The following is a 19,099-nucleotide window of genomic DNA, read 5'->3' as shown; positions in this document are numbered from 1 at the left end:
CTGAGTACGATGGTTAGCCGTCGCATCTCGACACTCAGATCGGTCGAACGCAGGGACGTACTGTGGCTCAGGATTCGCTGGCGTCATCGGTCGAGCACTTCGACGTCGGGCTTCGCCCCGTCTGGACCTGCGACCGCTTTCGCCCGCTCGAGTTCGCGGCGTTCTCGCTGGGCCTGTCGTTCGAGGGCAGCTGCCCGTCGACGACGTACGGAGAATCGATCGTCGTCGACGTCGTCGTCTTCGATCGTGAAGCGCTTGCCTCGGTGGTCGATCTGCTCGAGCATCAGTACGCGTCCTCCTGCGCTGCGTCTCGAGTGTCTGCCTGCAGGTGCTCGTAGCGGACTTCACAGCTGGCCGAACAGAACCGGCCAACGTATCCAGCCCGGTCGCGGGTACGTCTCGTACAGGTCGGTACTTGACACTCGGTACACCTGGTCATCTGGCGATCCCTCGCTTCAGGAACCGAGTCGTCTTAGCATCTGGCGACGCTGGTGCTACGTTGCTTGATCGCATGGATGTCTGCGAGCGGCTTCAGTCGAGCCCCCGCACCCCTCTCGGGGGTGATAAACTGTCTCGAGCGGACGACCAGCTCACCTCTCAGTCATCGGTTGAACGTCCCATCCGGGGCGGGAGTGATCCCGGTCCGGATCTCGAGGTCGACGCGTCTGAGATGCTTGTAACCACCACTGGGCTGGCGTTGTTCGAAATTAGCTGAAAGAGAGGGCGCTAAGCCCCTTCCTTAGCGAGCGCCGCACGAACAGAGAGGGGCTTAGCGCCCTCTCTTTCAGATATCTAAGTTGATATTATAGGTAAGAAGATCGCCAATAGGATGTTGGAACAAACGCGTAGAGAGTCCTGAAAGATATTTTGGTAACTACTCGAAAGACAGTTCAGCAAGCTTCTCTGGCAGACTTTGCAGACGAGTTTCGAAGACTGATAGCGGGTGGGTATCCAGAAACACAGCCTTTTCTCGATCCACCGAACCATTCGGATAATCGATCTGAAAGTGGCAGTGGCCTAAGTCCGTGTGAGTATTATCCTGATGCCATCCGCAGGAAAAGCCACGTTCTGGTTCGACCCACTGAATCCAGTAGTGGTTCCAGTCCTGACGGAATATGAATTCAATTTCGACTCGAGCAGTTGGTGACCGATACGAGTGATCAAGAAACCGTTCAACGTCGACAACGGTGTGAATCTCGCGAGGGCGGTTTCGAGACGGAAGATACTGGACGTCGGAAAATTCCGATTGCGTACTCAGTCGCTGGTGAATTCGTTGATAGACACGTCGCTTGTCGTACGGGTTTCCACCGCTAGTGAACCGCCCCATCTCAATCGGCGTGCTGAGGGTTGCTTGAATTTGAACCGTAATCCTGCGCCGAAAGATCGTCGTATAGCCCAAGTGCGTTGGTGAGTAGCTGGCGATGGTGCTTATTTTCCTCCCAGTAGGTGATCACCTTTCGTCGGTCCCGGACCTCTTCTGGAGGGAACTCTTCCCCAAGCGATGCCTCGAGTCCTTGCAGTGAATCAACATCGTATTCGCGCTTCCACTCCGAAATTTCTGAGGCGATTGCCTCCAGTTCGTCTCGAAGCTCGTCTTTCGTATTCTCGACGACAAGCTCTTGGATATGATCAAGGTACGCTCGCATTGGATCGATCTTGTAGCGCGTATCGCCGTCTATCTCGACGGTCGTAAGCTGGCCTGCATCAGTAAGGTATTCGAGTTGGGATTTCGTTGTTTCCCAGGAACCAACCTCTGCTTGCTCTTTGATCCAGTTGACCGACCTCGGCTCACGGAGCGTGAGGGCAACGGCTTCGATCCGATCTCGAGCAGTCATCGTTTCAGTCCAGTTATCCATGATCTTGGAAGCAGATATGGGGCCCATACACTTATAGATTGAGAGCGATTCGTGATATCCGAGAGTGAGAGGTTAGCGATTGAACGTTCCATCTGGGGCTGGGACCAGTCCCGTCCGAATCTCGAGGTCGACGCGTCTGAGGTGTTTACAGCCACCGGCAGGCTGGCGTTGTTCACAGTCCGGGCAAGTACACGTCTCCACCTCGACATCGACTGTGTAGATGTTCCCGCTCTCGCTGACGACCTCGTAGGTTGGGCCCACGCTGGCGAAGCGAACGTCCATATCCTCGCTCAGTGCCCGACGGGTTCGTGGTTCGTCGATCGAGTAGCCGCCTGCCTCGAGTGGAGTCGGTGGCTGTGGATCCGTACAGAGGCTGGTGAAGTCGTTGCGACGGTTGCGTTCTTGCCCGCATTTTCTGCAGTGCCAGTAGCGGGTGCGGTATTCGGAGCCCTCTGTGAGATCGATCTCATACGGCGATGGCTCATTTCCGGGAAGCCACTCGTCGATGGCGACGAGTTCGTGTCCGTTGAGACGGGCAACGTCACCTGGATAACTGCGATCCCGGCCGTTCGTGTTCGTCTGGTCAAGTTGGTCGCCTCGATGCGATTCGCTCTGGAGCGGCTGATCAGTACTCATTAGTGATCTCGAGGCACACTGAGTTACGCCTCACCCTTCAGGCGCGAAAAAACGAGTTCCGGGCGGGTGATCGATAGGGAGAACAGGGACTGACTGGAACGGAAGTCGTTCATTCGAAAGGCCTTCTCGAGTCCGTTCGTTGCTCTGCGAAGCCAGCTCTACTCCCAAAGTGGACATTCTTAAGCAACTTGAAACCAAGATACAGATACGAAGACGAGATGAACGACAGCACCGACCCACGAGCGCCACTGTCGGAGTGGATTCTTGACGCGTACGACGTCCTTTATACGCACAGTCTCAATGCAGACGATCAAGAAGACATACAGTCGATCTCTCGAGAGCAAGCGCTCGAGATCCTTCTTGGAACCGATGAACTGGCTCTTGGACCTGAAGATGCGAACTATGCGCTCGCTCGGCTACTCGAGCGAGGCTACTTCTACGAGGTCGACGATGAACTTCGTGTGACAGAGCCGGAAAACTGACTTTGATAGTTGCGGTCTGAAACATACTATGTGAGTTCCGCCTCCTCGATCACGCGCGCATAACGCGCGACTCGATGCGGCTCTCTACGGCCAGCGAGCCCTGTCTAAGACCGTCTTCTCTGTGATCAAGCGCACGCTCGGCGACGCCGTGCGTGCGCGATCCTGGTACCACGAGTTCCGTGAAATCGTCCTGATGAGTGTCGGCTACAACATCAAGCGTGCTGTGAGCTTGGAAAACCAACGCCGTATGATGATTTAATCGTGGTTTTATATAAATAAACTAACTATCTATACCTCTGAGAAAATATTGGACTTGCTGTTCCGATTCAAATTCCAGAATATTTACGCTTACACTTTTCCCCGTCATTCCACCACCAAGGATGTGCAGGTCAATTCCTATATTTTCTTCATTCTCTTGTTCAATTCCTCTTTCTTTCAATTTACTCATATCTGGAATCTTATACTCGATCTTATACACACCTTTTGACGGTTCCCAGCCGTCGCTTATAAGACGAATATTTTGCTTATCACCATTATCTTCACGAAAGCTAGGTATTTCTTCATATTGCTCTTCAAATACCACCTCTTCATCTCTACTCACGCGAACTTCAATAGAATCAGATGTGACGCTGCTATTAAAGATACGGATGAACCAAAGTTGATGGGAATTTCCTTGAGAGAAATATGTACACCCAGAAAGACTAGTGCCCAATCCAATCGAAAAGCCTTCAAGTACTCTTCTTCGCTTCACTATTCTCTATAATACGGGAACTATATTAAAAGTCTTGATAGAATTCCTCCCGTCTTTTATCGGCTAATGCAACATCCATATCAAAACTAGTTACGTAGGTGGGTTTACCTGGTGTAAGCTCAAATGGAGTATTCCGCCGTACTTTCTCAGGAACTTCCGATGGGTAAATGCGTTTAAGATTATGATCCTTCAACTCCTTATCTGACATCCGATCATAAGCGTCAATCATAGTCTCAGATGTTGTATTATAGGTGCTTGGGTTTGGGGACACGTTCCCAATATCATCACTGTCAGGGTAAACATATACCACCGTGGAGTTGGACCACATTGTGTCCCTGCTGACAACACTTAGGATGTCAACCATCCCATCACTTCCCGGAATTTGATCTGCTTGGAAATTAACCTGGTGATTTGCTTGATACCGACTCGTGAAACTATAAGGCTGTTCAAAAACAATTTGATCACGAGCGTTTGTGTCAAACGGTACTTCATCGTAGGCATCCAGAACTGCTTGAGTTCCGTAATAGACGCTGGCAATATCTGAAACAGCGCCAACAACCTCATCTACCAAAGCTTCATAAGCGCTATCCCAATTACCTCCTGACGGTTCCGGCCAAGCAGTAGCTGCTGCGACAGGGGTTACATTATTTTCTGAACCTCCATAAAATAAAGTATCGAAAGCCTGATTGCTTATGTCATAGCATGTCCTGCCAGACGAAGTTGTGCAAGTTGCACACATAGATGCTTCAAAAAAGTGGGCATAACGTGTTTCTTGTCTCATTGGGTCAGGGACCCATCGTTCTTGAGGTTGACTCCCGAAATACCCGACAGTTAGAGCGATCGTGATTCCACCATATTTGTTCGTGTTTGTGACAGTCCATTCTGGTTCATCTAATGTAAGCGACTCAATATCTGACCCTTCCATGGAGAGGGTAGTAGTTTCCCTCTCATCACCTTCATAGCCTGCCACAGTACCAGTCGCCCCTAATGCACTCGACATACCGACCATCTTCAACATCTTCCGCCGTGTTGGATTGTTTTTCTCCATCACACCACGATTATTTGATCAAATAATATAATAATTTTGGCTAGAAAACACTTAAAATAGTACTACGTCGTTAATAATACCGTTATAAACTCTTCCCTATGAATTTATTAGTTATAGATAGTAGTGATTCCTATGAAATCAAGATCTGAGCGATATAGACTTGATGATATTTTAACTTCAAATCAACTATTTCTATTTAGTTGACTCTATTGAATCGCTATACTGTGCCGGGTTTTGTGTCTCGCTAGCTTTTCGAGACCGTCCAATCGATTTGCCCGTTGGGTTCCTCAGGATGGCAGTCGAGATCGTTCCAGAGGGCCGTGGTGAATCGCCATACTGCGGTTGGTTTTACTGTTTGATGGCCCTCTTGATGTTGTAGCCGACACTCATCAGGACGATTTCACGGAACTCGCGGTACCAGGATCGCGCACGCACGGCGTCGCCGAGCGTGCGCTTGATCACAGAAAAGATGGTCTTAGACAGGGCTCGCTGGCCGTAGAGAGCCGCATCGAGTCGCGCGTTATGCGCGCGTGATCGAGGGGGCGGAACTCACGATGCTTGTTCAGCGGTCTGACTAGTTCTGGCGGATCAAGTCCGCGCCGTCTAGCGCTTCACCAGAGTCAAAGACTATGATTCCAACGGCGCTTCTTACTTGTCCCACAGTTCCGCAATCCGGTCTTCGATCTCGTCGAGGACAAGCGCAACTACGTCGCGATGATCGGCTGGCCACGAGGCATCGTCGCCGGGCGTCGGGGCGGTCGGTGGGGGATGAAAATGGTCTCGCGTATTATGGGGGTTCGGGTGGCGGTCCCACCGGCACTCCCAGGCGCTTTCGGGATGCACCTCTCGATAGTGGATTTTGAAGTCGTCGTTCGTGTACCAGCGGACAGTCAGAGTCGCCTCATTGACGATCGCTGGATAGTACGGCGATGCGAACGAGACGTGAAGTTCGAGATGGCCGCTGGCGTCTGTGATGGTCGCCTGTTCGACCTGGTTCGTAGCCTGGAAACGTGTCTGTAGAAACTCGAGGATTGGACGGTCGATAGGGGCAGGGCTGCTCCCATCGCCTGCTGGCGGCACCATCGCTGGTCTTACCCGGAGGCTTGTTCGCCGTCGGCGCCGACACATTGCTGGCGGGCGCGTTCGTAGCGCTCGCGCTCCTTGCGGGCGGTCGTCCAATCGGCGAGGTCGCTGTACACGTCGTCGATGGTCCGCTCGTCGCTGCCCTCCGCGGCGGCGACGGCGTCGACTGCGGCCGGTGACGCGGCGTCGTACGTCGCCTCGTACTCGGTGATGCGCGTCGTCAGCTCACGAACGCGTTCCTGCAGGTCCTCGACGGAATGGTCGGCTGCGAGCTGGTTGATGCGTCGCCACTCAAAATACGCGTCATTCCGTTCGTAGGTGGCCGGATGGCCATCGTGCCGGGTGACGATCCCCAGATCATCGAACCATCCCAGATACTTCCGGGCCGTCTTGGGATCACAGTTGGCGGTGTCGGCGATCGCACTCGCTGTCGTTGGCTCACGGGTTTGGAGGATGGTGCCGTAGATGCGCTGTTCGACGTCGTCGCTGGCGAACACGTCCTCGAATGGGGGAGGTCCATCGGTGGCGTCTGTTTCGGACATACTTGGAGTTGCAGCGCGAAGGATTTAATTCTTCCTTCGGGGAATAGTTTCCTGTGCCGATGTGTTCAGGCCACGACCGCTACAGACGTTAACCAACAACCGGGGACTGTGTACCCCAATGTTGGTTAATTCCGTCTACCCCTCGTGGGGGTGACAGACATCTCGTCGTCGAGATAAACTCTCAGAGAACACAGCAGACCCACAAGCCATGATACAATGCTGATAAGAGTCGACGAGGGAACGCAGTCCTGGTGCCAGCACCAGCCGTCATCACCGCAACTCACGTTTGTGGCCACCACCGATCAGAATGGCGCAGAGACCAAGCACGTACAACTCACCTATCGGAATGGTGGTATAAATCTCAATGGAAAGACGTCGGCTGTATGTCGCTCGTGTCCGGCTGCCATTTCCTCTGCACTTCTTTGGATCTCGCCTCCCCTACCACCTACAGTCCAGCTCCACATCTCGTCGCTTCAGTTTAGATACGACTACTGATAGGTCTGTGATTTCAGTCGCCGCCACCTGGTTGATTCGTACTCCTTGCACACACCATCCATTCCACCCCCTGTACCCCACCTTTTCTTTGGACGATTTTCGAAGTGCAGGTGGAGTGATGGCGGGCGTAGAATACTGAAGACGTGCTTAGAGCTGTTCTCTCCTCCTCAAATCGTGTTTGCAAACGGCTTCGAACCCACGGAATGGTATATGCACCGTATTCAACGCTCTCGCCGGGAGATTGTGGAGTTGCGGTCAGATGTTCGAATCATGTGCCAATCGTATATGAAAATCATTACTCATCCTATATGAAAACGGAGGGTAGTGAACGGCTCATGTTGCTATTATCACCGGATAGAACGTCTAAATCGTGTTTGCAAAACGGGTGACCCGGGTAGCAAACTAGCTAGTAGTAGCGTGAGTTTGAATTGTGATAGATAGGGTGGTTCCGCTCCGGCTACTGCGGCGAGTGTTTCGACTGAGCGTCGATCTGCTCGTACATCTCTTCTGGGAACGGAAGGCTCCCATATATCGAGTAGGGGCACTGGTCGCGCCCGATGCAGTACCGCTGAATATCATCATTCGCACAATTCATTGGGAGGGGGATTTCACCGCCGATGTCGTTGTCGAGCTCGTAGCGAATCTGGTACTGGGTCACCTCCTCGTCATACCAGGGCCACCGCGAGAACAGGTCTTTCACGTCGCTGATGAATTCGTCTTTACTTGTGTCTCGATACTGGGGAAGCCACCATGCCATGCGTACCAGATTGAACAGATCCTTTCGGACGGGCTTCTTCTCCTGGAGGCGGTCGTCCATTGCCGCCATACAGGGCAGTTCGAACAGATTCTCGAGAGTGTCGACGTGTATAGGGCGTGCCCCATCGCTGTACTCGGTGAGTGTATAGCGATTCTCCCACTTGTGTTCGACAGAGACACTCTCGTGATTCTGCATCGCAGTCAGGGTGTTCCCCAGACTCCGTGGCGTTAAAAAGGAGTCACAGGCACGCTGTTCCCACGTCCGGTTAGGCTCGTACGCCTCCAGCGCCTCGTATAAATCTCGGGCTGTCTGAGGCTCATCAAGCTGTGCAGTGTCGGCGTCCGTGGCTTTGACGGCGTTAATGATCGTCCGGATATCACGCTTCTGCCGACTCCAATTCTCCCACACGCGGTGGGTCTGTCCGGCCTGGAAAAAGCGGTCAATGCGCTCCGTAATCGCGGATTCGTTCGCGATGAGCCAGCTCCGCTGTTCCGCCGTCAACACCTCTTCTTGAACCGCGAGCAGACGTCCGAACGCGTCCTCTGCGTACTCACGGTACTTTGCCATGAAATCCGAGACGGGAACGTATAGATTATTGTCCGCGACATGGGCCTGGATTTCGCCCTGCTTCCCCTCGTCGCTATTCGTACGTGCCAGACATTTCCGTGAGGCGGCGACGAGTGGGATTTCGAGACAGTACCCCTCGCCAAACTCGGGACGAGTCGTGATGTCCGTACAGACACGTCCTGGGTGGACACCGTCCTCGCCGGGCGCTTTCGCGTAGAGCGTTTCGGCGATCTCCTGGTGGAGCGACCAGTCCTCGTACTCGCGAACGAGCGACCCGATATTGTTGACGTAGAGTTCGCGAAGATCACCGAGGAGAGCGAGATGACGGGGTGGTGTATCCTCGAGTTTCGGATGATCCATGATACAGATAGCTCCGAGCGTCGTAAGGACAGCCAGCGTGCCTGGATCATCAACATAGGGGCGTTCGGCGGCTTCCTTTCGCGTGCTCGGCGCGAACGCTTCGGTGGTGAACCGCTCGATATCTGCAAGCATCTTCTCCGTCTGCTGCTCGCCATCGACCGTCCACCGCTGATACCCACGCTCGAATAGCTGTGTGAGTTGGAACTCGCCTTCCTCCCGGGGGAGTGCCGCGATTCGATACGCCGTGTACTCGTCGTCTGTGGGTGTGTCTCGGCTCATGAGTCAAGGAAGTCGGGCGTCGCCTCGGTTCGGAAGTCGAATCCCGGGTCGTCGATGGGCTGAACGATTCGCGAGACATCAGCGTGTAGTGAGTACGGCAACCGCATCACGCGACGCCGGTCGGCGGTGACCACCGGATCAATGGGGATCTCATATTCGTCGAGGAGCAGGTCGTTGATGACCTCGCGGGATTGCTCGTCGTAGTGGTGTTCGCGATCCGTATCGAGCAGATAGACGTGACAGCCCTGTCCCGAGTAGACGGCCATCGTTTCCTCAGCTGCGAAGTCGTCCTCGAAGATCTCTTGGACGACAAAGCCGTACTCGAGGGCCTGCTCGATATCGTCGAACGCGTAGGGATAGCCCTCAGGCGGGCTGTCGAGAATCCCGGCGGTTCGAAGCGGCTCAGTCTCGGCATCGTCGGTCGGTTCACCAGCGGTGGTTTCACGGGAAGCGCGCTGTGCGGCGATGTCTTTCGCGTCGATATCGATTGCGAGCACCCACGGTCGCTCCCAGTGATCGAGCGCATAGTAGACCGCGTCGGGGCATGGCTCCGGACGATCCAGGAGGTCCGGATCGGCGAGTGCGTAGGCACTTCCCTGTGCAGGGTCGTGCTGTGCGGGGTACTGGATGAACTCGATGAGGTCCTCCATTGAGCCGAACTGCTGTACTGCCCGGTCGCCTGATCCGCTCGTGTGCCACGTATCACGACGGATGAACGACCGATTGGGAGCGTTCTGTTTCCGAGTTGGGTATGCCTCACGAAACGCGATGGCGTACTGCTTTGGCCCATCGACGGTAACGAATGACGGCAGTGCGTCGACGTACTCGGGAAACGTCTCCGTGTAGTAGGTATGCAGTTCCTCTCGTGTTGTCTCTCGCCAAGAGAGGGTCATCGTTACTCCGACACCTCCGCTTCGAGACTTCGGAACGTGTGGAGGGCCATCATCCCTGGGTCGTCATACTCGCCGATTGCTGCACGAAGTGAGCTAATCGTCCGCCGCTGGGTCGAACTCAGCGAGAAATCGACTTTCCCGGCGTCGGTGAGTATCTCGATCGCGTCCAGAATGAACGCCTTATCTTCACAGGCCCAGACAGCAGCCGCGTCGACGTTCGCAAGCTTCTCGTAGTCTGCGAGCAGCGCCTCGGGATTATTGCTCGGCGTTTCCACTTCGCCAACCCAGGTGAGGTTGTCTGTGGTATCGAAGCCAGCGACGTCGAAGACTGTGTCGTCCCTATGCTGATAGTAGATCTCCGTTCGACCGACGTCGTCCTGTTGGGTGAGCCAGGCTTCAAGGAAGACGACGCCAGCTTTGTGTGGGGTTTTCTCACCGAGATCGCCGACGCCCGGATTGGCCTCAAGCGAGCGATCCAGAAACTCACGGCCAGCCGGTAACACAGTGTAGTACTTCTGGCGGAACGAGCGGTGTTCTTCGAGGAACCCTTTCTGTATGAGCGTCTCGACGTCAAGATTGGAGAAGGGCTCTTCGAGCACAGTCATACTCTCCGTGAGCGAATACTCCTCGAGCTGGTGGTTCATCGCATCCAGCACGAGACCGAGGAATGCCGCCTCATCACGTGTGACACCTTCTTCGCGGAGCGTCTCATCCGGAATGGTCGCTGTCGCCTCTTGAAACCGAGTCGAGGGTGAGCTGTCGGGGGTCGGGTCCTGCTCTGGTTCAGATGATGCTTCTGTCCCGCTGGTGGGAGCTGTGGCAGCCTCGGCAGCGGACGCATCCAACGACGCGAAGTCCTGGATCGTCACCTCGATACCGTACGCCTCGGCGTGTTCGGTGATTTTCCCGAGTCGCGTGAACAGTTCGCTGGAGCTCTCGGCGGTGGACCGCGCTCGGCGAGCTGCGACGAAGACGTCGTCTTTTGACGCAAACTGACAGCACGCACTGACCTTCCGGTCCTCGGACGAGGTATACTCGGCTCCACAGAGGTCACAGACGTAACAATCGGCATCCACGTCATGGTGGACGTGTTCGGGCAATGACGCCCCACCCGATGCTTCCGTCGTCTCCGACGTATCCGCTGTATTGCCGTTCCGTTTTTCTCGAGTTGCCATACCTGCCGGCTCTGGAGTCGAAGACTGTGGGCCTGCCTCGACATCCTGTGACTCGTCGGCAACTGCGCCGAACATGGGCGCACTACCGATGGTGCGCTCCTCATTTGATGGCGTTTGGCCCTCGTTCGTTGCGGTCGTTGTCTCGCGGTCCGCAGACGCGCTTGTGTCGTCGCTCGTGCTACTTGCACCGAAGAAGGTGGTCTCCAATGGGTTACCACCGGCAGCCGCTTCAGCGGCGGCTGTACTTCCGCTCGCCATCGCAGGCTCTCCGTCGACGTCATCGCCTACCTCGTCTAACGTATCCCGAACCTCCTCGCGGGCAAACTGACTTATCCGGCCTGGAAGACTACACTCCTCTTGGGTTCGCCGCATCACCTGGGGAATTTGCTGTTCCTCGAAGAGATGTCGGTCGTCGGCCGACAATGGCGCATCGCTCTCGGGGTGGCCGTCGGGAATCGGCAGTGACGCGAGCGAGAACGGCGCCGGGCCCGTTTGCCCAAAGCGGGGGCTCGGTAACTGACCGATCCACTCACCGGCTGGCAGACGACTCACGCGATTGCGAAACTCGGACGGACTCAAATTCTCGTGAGCCATCGACTCCGCGAGTTTCGCGTCGGTGGCGATATTCCCGATGAGCTTCGTCTTGACGTTGTTCAGAATCTCTGTGTACGCTCGATCGGATGTGCTGTACTGCGCCACTTGCTCAGGGTACTGGAGGATTAGACCGAGACTCACACCGAAGGCCCGTCCTTGGGGAATGAACTGCTCGTAGACCAGCGAGGACGTCGCGATCGCTGCGGCCTCCTCGATGATCATGTTCACAATCGTATCGTCGACACCTCCGCGTTGACGACCATCGCCATTCAACGATCGCCCACCACCACGGCGACCTTGCACGGCGTCCCAGAGATTGCTCAACAGGATCATCGTCAGGGCATGCTGGGATTCGGCGCGGAACTCACCCAGATCGAGCAGGATGACGGCGTCCTTGTCGAGGAACTCCCGGAAATCGAACGCGTTCCCGACGTACGCCTCAGCCTCTGCATCCCACCGAGGGACGTGAGTGAATATCTGGTAGAGGTGCTCGTGCTCGACGAGTTTGTCGAGGCGATTCGCTGCCGCACCCATCGTCTGCTGGAACTGGCGCTCGTCGACCTGGCACTTCTGGATCAGTGACTGCTCAATATGCGCGTTCGCGTCGCAGAGTTCGGGCACTGTTTTGTCCCGGCTCATCCGGAAGACCGTCTGAATCAAGTCCTCGAGGCTGAACGCGTTCTGGCCGTATTCCTGATCGAACAGCGCCTTGATGAGGAACGTGAGGATTTCATTAGCGACGTACGCCTGTTCGTGGCGTTCCTCGCCGAGAATCAATCGCATAATCTCGTGGAAGTGCTCGACCTTGTCCTGAACGGCGTCCTCACGAGTTCGACCCATCGCGAGCGCCGGGCGAATATCGAAAAAGGAGACGGCCGGCAGCATCTCTGGCGCGTTGAAGTAGTAGACGTCGGTCAGCTGCCCGTATTTCGCGTAGTGAGCGTGGAGATAGTTCTCGGCCATCCCGTCACCCTTTCCGTCGAGGAGAACGGTGGGGCCGTCGACGTGCTCGTGAAGAGAGAGCATCTCGGCCTGTACGGCTGTTGACTTCCCACTTCCCGTCGACGCTGCCCGAATGTAGCTCGTGGTCAAGAGATCCGGTGGAATCCGAACTGGCTCGTCCAGGGGTTCGCTCCGATTTCGGAGTGGCTTCCCGACCGCCATACCTGGACCAGTGAAATCCTCGAGGCGATCCGGATCGGGTAATGGAAGCGGCTGGCGGAGTCGTTCCTTCCCACGGGCGCCACGCGAGCCCTCAGTGGTCAGCGTCTGGCCACTCGGGACGGCCACAAAATTCGCGAGTTCATCCGCGTTCAACACGAGCTGTGGCCGACGATTCCCCATCCAGGACTGGTTGAACGATCGGTTCAGCAGTCGACTCAACTCCTTCTGAGCCGGGTCCCGAATGTTCGTCAGGCTCTTCGAGACGGGGCTGCCGTCAAGGTGGTAGAAGTAGCCGTCGAGGTGGTTGAACGCGTTCGCGAGGGTTTCAATGTTGTTTGCCGCCTGCGCCCTCGTTGCTTCCCCCGGGTCCTCAGGAAGGACGGAAACAGCGCGGAGGTTTACGAGAAATGTTTGTGAGGGGCCTTTCTGGTCGATGAGCGCCTGTCTGGATGCGACCTCCCCACTGGCTGCACTCGACGTCTGCCGGGTACTCTCGCCGACGTGTGGTGGGTCACGACCACGTCGGCGATCGCGAATGCGCTCCTGATCGGCGCCGTAGACCATATCGGCGAGACTGGTTCGCGCAGACTGGAGGGCACCATCGTGTTTGGTCTCGATCTGCTTTTTCCGGGCTTCAGCCGCTCGCTGCCAACTGCTATACCGAGTAAACAAGACTTGTAACGCAGTAGGTGCCGTGGCCTCCGTGAGCCGTTCGACGGCCGCCGCAAGTGGTGCCCGTGCTGGATTGCCCGAGCGAGTGGCCTCCTCCTGGACGTGCGAGTACTGCTTGATCGGCGTCATCCAGTCGCGGCTTCGCTCACCGACGCCGCTCCAGCGGGCAGCAATTGGTGTCCGATCGGAGAGTGAGACGTCGCCCCCATCGCCGATAGCCGTCTCGCCTCCCTCAGCACTCTCGTCCAGGTCGTTCTCAGCACCGCCACTCCCGTAGCTGGCGAGTTCGGTTTGGAGATCGACGGCTTCCTCGTAGATATCGTAGCTCGCTGGATACGCAGTCTGCAGCTCGGACTCGAGCGTGGGGAGCAGTTCCTCGTCTTCGACGCCGAGATAGAACCGGACCGGCGCGTCGCTCCCCTGCGTGAGCACCAGAAATTCGAACGCCGGTGGACTCTTCCGGGGGTCGTATTTGATTTTCCATCCCGTACGGAGTTTTCGCAAGCCTGCCAGCCGAGAGACGATATCAGATGGGTCGACGCGTTCCCGCGACGGCTCAATACGAATATAGCGACGTTTCTCAGTCATCGGCCTCTTGTGGTGCGGTCGGGACACCGGCCTCCTCGAGCAGCGAGTCCGGTATCTCGTAGTCGTCGACACGCCCTTCCTGGGCGAGATACTCGACATCGCCGGCGTCGATGTACCGCTGATCGACGAGATACTTCCACGGATCGAGGTCGTCGTCCAGCACGTGAATCTCGTAGTCGTTCACGTGGAGAGCGAGCGACTTCGTCCAGTCGTTGACGGCGAGTAAACACTCCGAGTAGCCGCCATCTTCGCCAGTCTGGGCGGTTGCGATGAAGTTCTGTTCGGAGGGCGTGAGGCCGTGGAAGTCGATCATGGCGTTACTTACCGACTCGTGGTGGAAGATCTGCTTGATATCACAGAGGTTGTAGACATTCCGGGCCTTCTCGACAGCTTCCTCGGACTTCTTATCGGACTTCGCGATAAACTCGTCGACCGTCTGTGAGATGAGTGTGATCGCCGTGTTGAAGTGGCGACTGTGGCGGATGAACAGGTCGATCATGTCCGTCGTCGCCGCCCGCCGTAGCAGGTAGTGGGCTTCGTCAATGGTGACCTGCGTTCGTCGGTCGCTGCTCTGGGCGCGTTGATAGATCCAGTCGAACATCACATGCATGAACAGCGGCGCCTGCCCGGTGTCGGCGAACATCGACATGTCGATGACGACCAGCCGATTGTCGAGTTCGACGTTCGTGCGACCGTTCAGGTTGTCGTTCTCGCCACCGTGCTGGAACGCCTCAAGGCCGAGGAGGAGCTGGTAGGCGTATTTCTCGTCGGCTTCTCTGAACCGCGTCTCGAGCTGTTCGATCTCCGGCCAAACGCGCTCCTCGTCCGCATCCTCGTGCAGTTCGAGGAACTCCGACGGCTGGTCGCCATCCGTGAGTGCGTGCAGGATCTCGAGGACGTCCTGTATCGTCGGACTCGTATTCTCGTGGGTCGCCGGGTTGGGGGTAATTCCGTATTTGAGATAGGCAAGCCGAACAGCCCGGCGAAGGATGCCCTCCTGTTCCTTGCTCAGCGACTGGTCGGCGACTGCCGAAAAGTGGGTGCGGAACAGCTCCATCACCGACCGGAACTTCTTCTTGAACGGGTCGTCCGCGACGTCGTCGATGCCGCGCCGGATTTCGAGGGGATTGACCGTGTTCTGCCCGCCGAAGCGGATGACCTGTCCACCGAGGTCGTTCGCGAAGTCGACGAAGTCCCCGAGCGGATCGAGGACGAGCATTTCGATCTCGGGATCCATCATCAGGCGATGGTACATCTCGTGCTTCTCCGCGAACGTCTTCCCCGATCCCATCTTCCCCGCAATCGCTTTCGAATACGACGAGAGCCGATACCGATCCAACAGAACGGGCGTGTTGGTCCCGTCGAAGCCATAGAAGACACCCTCCGGGTCAGCTACAGCGGGCTCAATAAATGGGAACATTGTCCCGACGGCCGTCTCCTGCATGAGCTGGGTCGCCTTAATCGGATCGTCGCCCAGTGGGGCCAGCGCGTCCTGAGATTCGATCTGGCGTTTCTCCAGCGTGACGGCTTTGGCATTTGCGGCACCCACCGTTTCGATGACGCGTTCGGTCGCATCATCGAGTTCTTGCTTGGTGTCCGCAATGACCTCGATGTAGATCGCGAAGTCGAAGAGTTTCGTCTCACCGAGGATAATGTCCCAGATGAGCTCTTTGACCATGTCGCGGTCAGCCTCGGCTTCGTGAGTGTTGGTCTGATTCTTCTCGTATTTCTTGTGCAGTCGGGCTCGCAACTGGGTGAGGCGTTTCTGGAGCTTGCGGAGAACCGATCCCGTATCGCGGGGCCTGATATGCTGGGTGACGCGGACGTGGTCGTTCGTCGTGTACAGATCCTCAAGCCATCCCAGTGGAACTCGCTCGGGATAGCCGTGGATGGTCAGGGTGCGGACGAACTGGTCGTTGCGAACCATGTAGCCCGACTCGAAGAGGTTCGAAACCTCCTGGAGTTGACGCGGAGCGATGACGTCACGGTCGGCCAGCGACTGTTCGGTTTCGTCCTGAATGACGCCAAGCCGGAGCTCGCCGTCGTCGACGTCCTCGACTTCGAGCAAGTACCTGGCCTGCTTGCGGATATTCTCCTTCGTGAGGTCGTCGCCGTTCGCCTCGAGGACCTCCGCAGCGCGGTCAAACGTCTCGTCGTCGATATCATCGATGCTGGGTTCGCTACTCCCCACAGGAAGCCACGAGCGGAAGCGGTCGAATCGCCCCATCAGTACTCGCCCTCCGTTTTCGTCGCGTGCGAAAATTTCTCGAACTTCGGATCGACGTGGTTGTAGTAGTGATAGAGGATCTCCATCGTCTCCTGGCGATCGGTAACACGCTCGATGGAGACGTCAGTCCGACCGAGTGTGTTCGTAATCCGACGCTGGCGTTGCCGGACCTCGCGGATACAGAGTTCGGTTCGGGCTTCTTCGTGGGAGCCGCCCAGTGGCGTTCGATTGACGATTCCCGAACAGACCCTGCCGATAACCGGAAGCGTCCTGAGCTGACTCAACACGCTTCCTGTATCGAGATCCTTGTGGACTTGGTCCGCCTCGACGCGCGTGACGATGTAGAAATCGCGCTGTTTGAGATCCTCGTCTTCGATGTTGGTGTTGGCCCACTGGATGTAGAATTTGCGTCCGTACTGGAGGATTGGCGTCTGGCCGCGTGAAGCCATGCTCGCACCCGCTGTATAGAACTGCTCGAGATGGCCGGTCAGATCGAACGTCTTTGGATAGCAGGGAACGGCAACGCTCGACTCGAGCGACATGAGGAACGACATGTACGCACTCATCGTGTCGCGTTTCGCCTGGTCACTGAGCGAGAGCCAGTTTTGGGGGTGGACTTTCAGGAGGCCGATGTAGCTGTTCTCGTCGACGGCGATGCCGTCGTCACGGACGTAATCGAAGCCGAGTTTCGTCTGAGTGGTCGTGGGCTCGCCGAGTCGATTCTCGAGGTCGAAGTGGTCGCGAGCCCGAGCCCTTTCGCGAGCGGTCGGGAGATCGGTGTCGATGTCGTCGAGGAATCTATTGAGTGCCCGGAGAACTTCGAGGTCGGACTCGGGTGCTGCCGACGATGCTCCGTTACGAGTCGCGGCAGTCGGATGGTCATCGTTCTGTGACTCGGAATCCGGGGTCGAGTGCGACTCAGTTGCTGACACGCTCGTCGTCGATTGTCCGGCTGAAGTATCGAGTGAAGAGTTCGCGTTGGCTGTCTCGTCAATTTCGTGTTCCCCATCGCTGCCGGCGACGGTTCCATCAGTAATCTCGTCAGAGGAAGAAGAGCCCATGCGCGGTTACCTCGATTCGGTCTCCTGTTCAGCTTTGATCGTCTCGATGTCGAGGCCTTCCTGCCGGACGCCGACGACGTCCTGGACAACAGCCGTCTCTGCCTCGGGTCGAGTACGGCGATTGTAGTACGAGTTCGACGAGAGATAGTAGTCAGCGGCGGCACGGGCGTAGCTGATCGGCCGTTGGCCAGCGGGCGCAACGAGGAGGATGAGGATGCCAAGTGTGAGACCGATGCCGCCTGCAATCAGGAAGAGCGTGCCGGTGAATCCGAGGCTCTGGGCGATGCCGAGGGCGAGAAACGGGATGACGAGAACCTCGCCGGCTTCGCGGGCGGTGAGACCGAAGATCAACTTCGTGTTGATAATCCGGCCTGCGATGGGGAAGGTCTCCATGTAATCGTTCCTTTACAAAGATGGATAGTTAATAGTTTCCTTAGTATGTCGGTTTTTCCATTGCATTCATGATTTGTTAGGTATCTTTGTCCGTAAAGCGATTCGGGAACGACTCGTGAAGATCAGCGAGCGTGATTGCCTCGGCATCACGCTCAGCTGCGTGCATTGCGGCGTCGTCGACGATTCCCACGATGTCAGCACTGCTGAGCCCTTCAGAACGCTCGGCCAACTCGTGATAGTTGTCCTCGTCAAGAGCGGTCGGGAGTTCACAGAGTCGTACGCGGAAGATCGCCTCACGAGCGTCGTGGTCGGGGAGGCCGATTTCGTACTGCTGGTCAAACCGTCCTCGGCGTGTAGCAGCCTCATCGAGGAGGTCGGCTCGATTCGTCGCTGCGATTACGAGGAAATTCGGGTTCTCGTCGTCCAGATGCGCGAGGAACTCATTGACGACCTGGGCGTGCTCTCGGTGGAGGTCATTTCCACGGTCAGCGAGCAGGGCATCGATCTCGTCGATGAAGATGACGCACCGGTCGAACTGTTCAGCTTCGGCGAAGAGCTGGTTGACCTGCTCGGTTGACTCGTTGATCCATCGGGATTTGATATCACCCGCAGATAACTCGAGATACGGATGGCCGAGTTCGCCGGCGATTGCTCGAGCAAACAGGGTCTTGCCGGTTCCTGGTGGGCCGTAAAGGAGAATTCCATTCGGTGGTGAGACGTTGAACCGCTCATAGGCTTCGTCAATCCGAGTAAGTGGTCGGAGGACTGATCGCTCGATATTTGTTTTCAGCGACTCCATCCCACCAATATCTGCAAACCCCGTATCTGGTGCTGAATCCCAGTTGTAGGTAAATCCTGTACCCTCTCTCGAGAAACCGTCTATATCTTGAGTCGGCTGATTGGCGGGATCAGATGAGGCCCCCACGGAACTTGACCCAGCGCGTTGTCTCTCTTGTGTAACAGAGGAACTGGTGTTATCAGTAACTATAGCTCCGAGATTGACGTACATCATCATTGGAATATATACGATCCAAGTGAGGCCCATCACCCATGCATCGTCAAACAGAACGGACACTCGGAGTGGACGTAGTTTCTCAGCAAGGATAGGCCAGCTCTGTCCCCAAAGAGGGAGAAACCAGATGAGAGTCAGGAGACATGCTCCGATAATAATCCCCAGAGACCATCCTCTATCAATTCCCTTGTGATCTTCGCCGAATATTTCGTCAATAACTGTGAATACTGAGATGGCGATTACCAGTGGGGTAAGGGGTACAGCAACTACGCTGAGAAGTGAGGGAACGAGCATACCAAGGTGAGATGCTAATTCACCACCCACTAGAAGTACCCCGATTGGAACAAGTAGGTAACAAACTGAGGATATCGCTGTGGAGACTGCCAGAATGATTCCGGCTCGGAAGATGTCTCTACTACGTTCGGTGGTAGTGGACGTAGTGTGTTCTTTACCGTCCATTGTTG

At 56.2% G+C, this 19,099-nt stretch carries 15 protein-coding genes and 2 pseudogenes; 2 read left to right on the top strand and 15 right to left on the bottom strand.

Annotation, left to right across the window (positions count from 1 at the left end):
• Positions 1–83: 83 nt before the first annotated feature.
• From J1N60_RS20190 to J1N60_RS20180, 3 genes are all read right to left on the bottom strand, one after another.
• Complete coding sequence (locus J1N60_RS20190) at positions 84–284, bottom strand: hypothetical protein (protein WP_312912679.1); 201 nt, start codon at positions 282–284, stop codon at positions 84–86.
• 1,044 nt (positions 285–1,328) lie between these two features.
• Positions 1,329–1,856 (bottom strand): DUF7342 family protein, encoded by a 528-nt coding sequence (locus tag J1N60_RS20185; RefSeq protein WP_312912678.1) that lies wholly within the window; start codon positions 1,854–1,856, stop codon positions 1,329–1,331.
• A 72-nt stretch (positions 1,857–1,928) separates the two neighbouring features.
• Positions 1,929–2,492 (bottom strand): hypothetical protein, encoded by a 564-nt coding sequence (locus J1N60_RS20180; RefSeq protein WP_312912677.1) that lies wholly within the window; start codon positions 2,490–2,492, stop codon positions 1,929–1,931.
• A 218-nt stretch (positions 2,493–2,710) separates the two neighbouring features.
• Between J1N60_RS20180 and J1N60_RS20175 the strand changes: the two genes are divergently transcribed.
• Complete coding sequence (locus tag J1N60_RS20175) at positions 2,711–2,974, top strand: hypothetical protein (RefSeq protein ID WP_312912676.1); 264 nt, start codon at positions 2,711–2,713, stop codon at positions 2,972–2,974.
• Between the two features lie 32 nt (positions 2,975–3,006).
• Positions 3,007–3,233, top strand: a pseudogene (locus J1N60_RS20170) (hypothetical protein); the annotation flags it as partial.
• Positions 3,234–3,254: 21 nt separating this feature from the next.
• On the opposite strand, the gene J1N60_RS20165 reads toward J1N60_RS20170, so the two are convergent.
• The 12 genes and pseudogenes from J1N60_RS20165 to J1N60_RS20110 all read right to left on the bottom strand — a co-directional run bounded on the left by J1N60_RS20165 (position 3,255) and on the right by J1N60_RS20110 (position 19,094).
• Complete coding sequence (locus J1N60_RS20165) at positions 3,255–3,725, bottom strand: hypothetical protein (protein ID WP_312912675.1); 471 nt, start codon at positions 3,723–3,725, stop codon at positions 3,255–3,257.
• 25 nt (positions 3,726–3,750) lie between these two features.
• Entirely contained in the window at positions 3,751–4,773 is a 1,023-nt protein-coding gene (locus J1N60_RS20160; RefSeq protein ID WP_312912674.1) for a hypothetical protein, read from the bottom strand.
• A 348-nt stretch (positions 4,774–5,121) separates the two neighbouring features.
• Positions 5,122–5,354, bottom strand: a pseudogene (locus J1N60_RS20155) (IS5/IS1182 family transposase); the annotation flags it as partial.
• 67 nt (positions 5,355–5,421) lie between these two features.
• A complete protein-coding gene (locus tag J1N60_RS20150; protein ID WP_312912673.1) occupies positions 5,422–5,856 on the bottom strand; it encodes a toxin-antitoxin system TumE family protein in 435 nt (144 codons plus the stop codon).
• Positions 5,857–5,864: 8 nt separating this feature from the next.
• Entirely contained in the window at positions 5,865–6,398 is a 534-nt protein-coding gene (locus tag J1N60_RS20145; protein WP_253438482.1) for a DUF7342 family protein, read from the bottom strand.
• A gap of 952 nt (positions 6,399–7,350) precedes the next feature.
• Positions 7,351–8,856: a primase-associated protein gene (locus J1N60_RS20140; protein ID WP_312912672.1), complete on the bottom strand. Its 1,506-nt coding sequence runs from the start codon at positions 8,854–8,856 to the stop codon at positions 7,351–7,353.
• Positions 8,853–9,749: a bifunctional DNA primase/polymerase gene (locus J1N60_RS20135; protein ID WP_312912671.1), complete on the bottom strand. Its 897-nt coding sequence runs from the start codon at positions 9,747–9,749 to the stop codon at positions 8,853–8,855. Before J1N60_RS20135 ends, J1N60_RS20140 begins: the two co-directional genes overlap by 4 nt.
• A 2-nt stretch (positions 9,750–9,751) precedes the next feature.
• Positions 9,752–13,786 carry an ATP-binding protein gene (locus J1N60_RS20130; protein ID WP_312912670.1) on the bottom strand — a complete coding sequence of 1,345 codons (4,035 nt, stop codon included), beginning with the start codon at positions 13,784–13,786 and terminating at the stop codon, positions 9,752–9,754.
• A 148-nt stretch (positions 13,787–13,934) separates the two neighbouring features.
• On the bottom strand, positions 13,935–16,169 hold the full coding sequence (locus J1N60_RS20125) for a VirB4 family type IV secretion system protein (protein WP_312912669.1): 2,235 nt from the start codon (positions 16,167–16,169) through the stop codon (positions 13,935–13,937).
• Positions 16,169–17,230 carry a TraC-like domain-containing protein gene (locus tag J1N60_RS20120; protein ID WP_312912668.1) on the bottom strand — a complete coding sequence of 354 codons (1,062 nt, stop codon included), beginning with the start codon at positions 17,228–17,230 and terminating at the stop codon, positions 16,169–16,171. Before J1N60_RS20120 ends, J1N60_RS20125 begins: the two co-directional genes overlap by 1 nt.
• A gap of 6 nt (positions 17,231–17,236) precedes the next feature.
• The gene (locus J1N60_RS20115; protein WP_312912667.1) at positions 17,237–17,623 is read right to left on the bottom strand and encodes a hypothetical protein; all 387 of its coding nucleotides are present in this window, start codon (positions 17,621–17,623) and stop codon (positions 17,237–17,239) included.
• Between the two features lie 76 nt (positions 17,624–17,699).
• Positions 17,700–19,094, bottom strand: coding sequence for an ATP-binding protein (locus J1N60_RS20110; RefSeq protein ID WP_312912666.1), 1,395 nt, complete (start codon positions 19,092–19,094; stop codon positions 17,700–17,702).
• Between the last annotated feature and the right edge of the window lie 5 nt (positions 19,095–19,099).

The sequence above is a fragment of the Natronosalvus caseinilyticus genome, assembly GCF_017357105.1.
GTDB lineage: Archaea > Halobacteriota > Halobacteria > Halobacteriales > Natrialbaceae > Natronosalvus > Natronosalvus caseinilyticus.
This window is presented reverse-complemented; position numbering and strand designations above follow the sequence as displayed.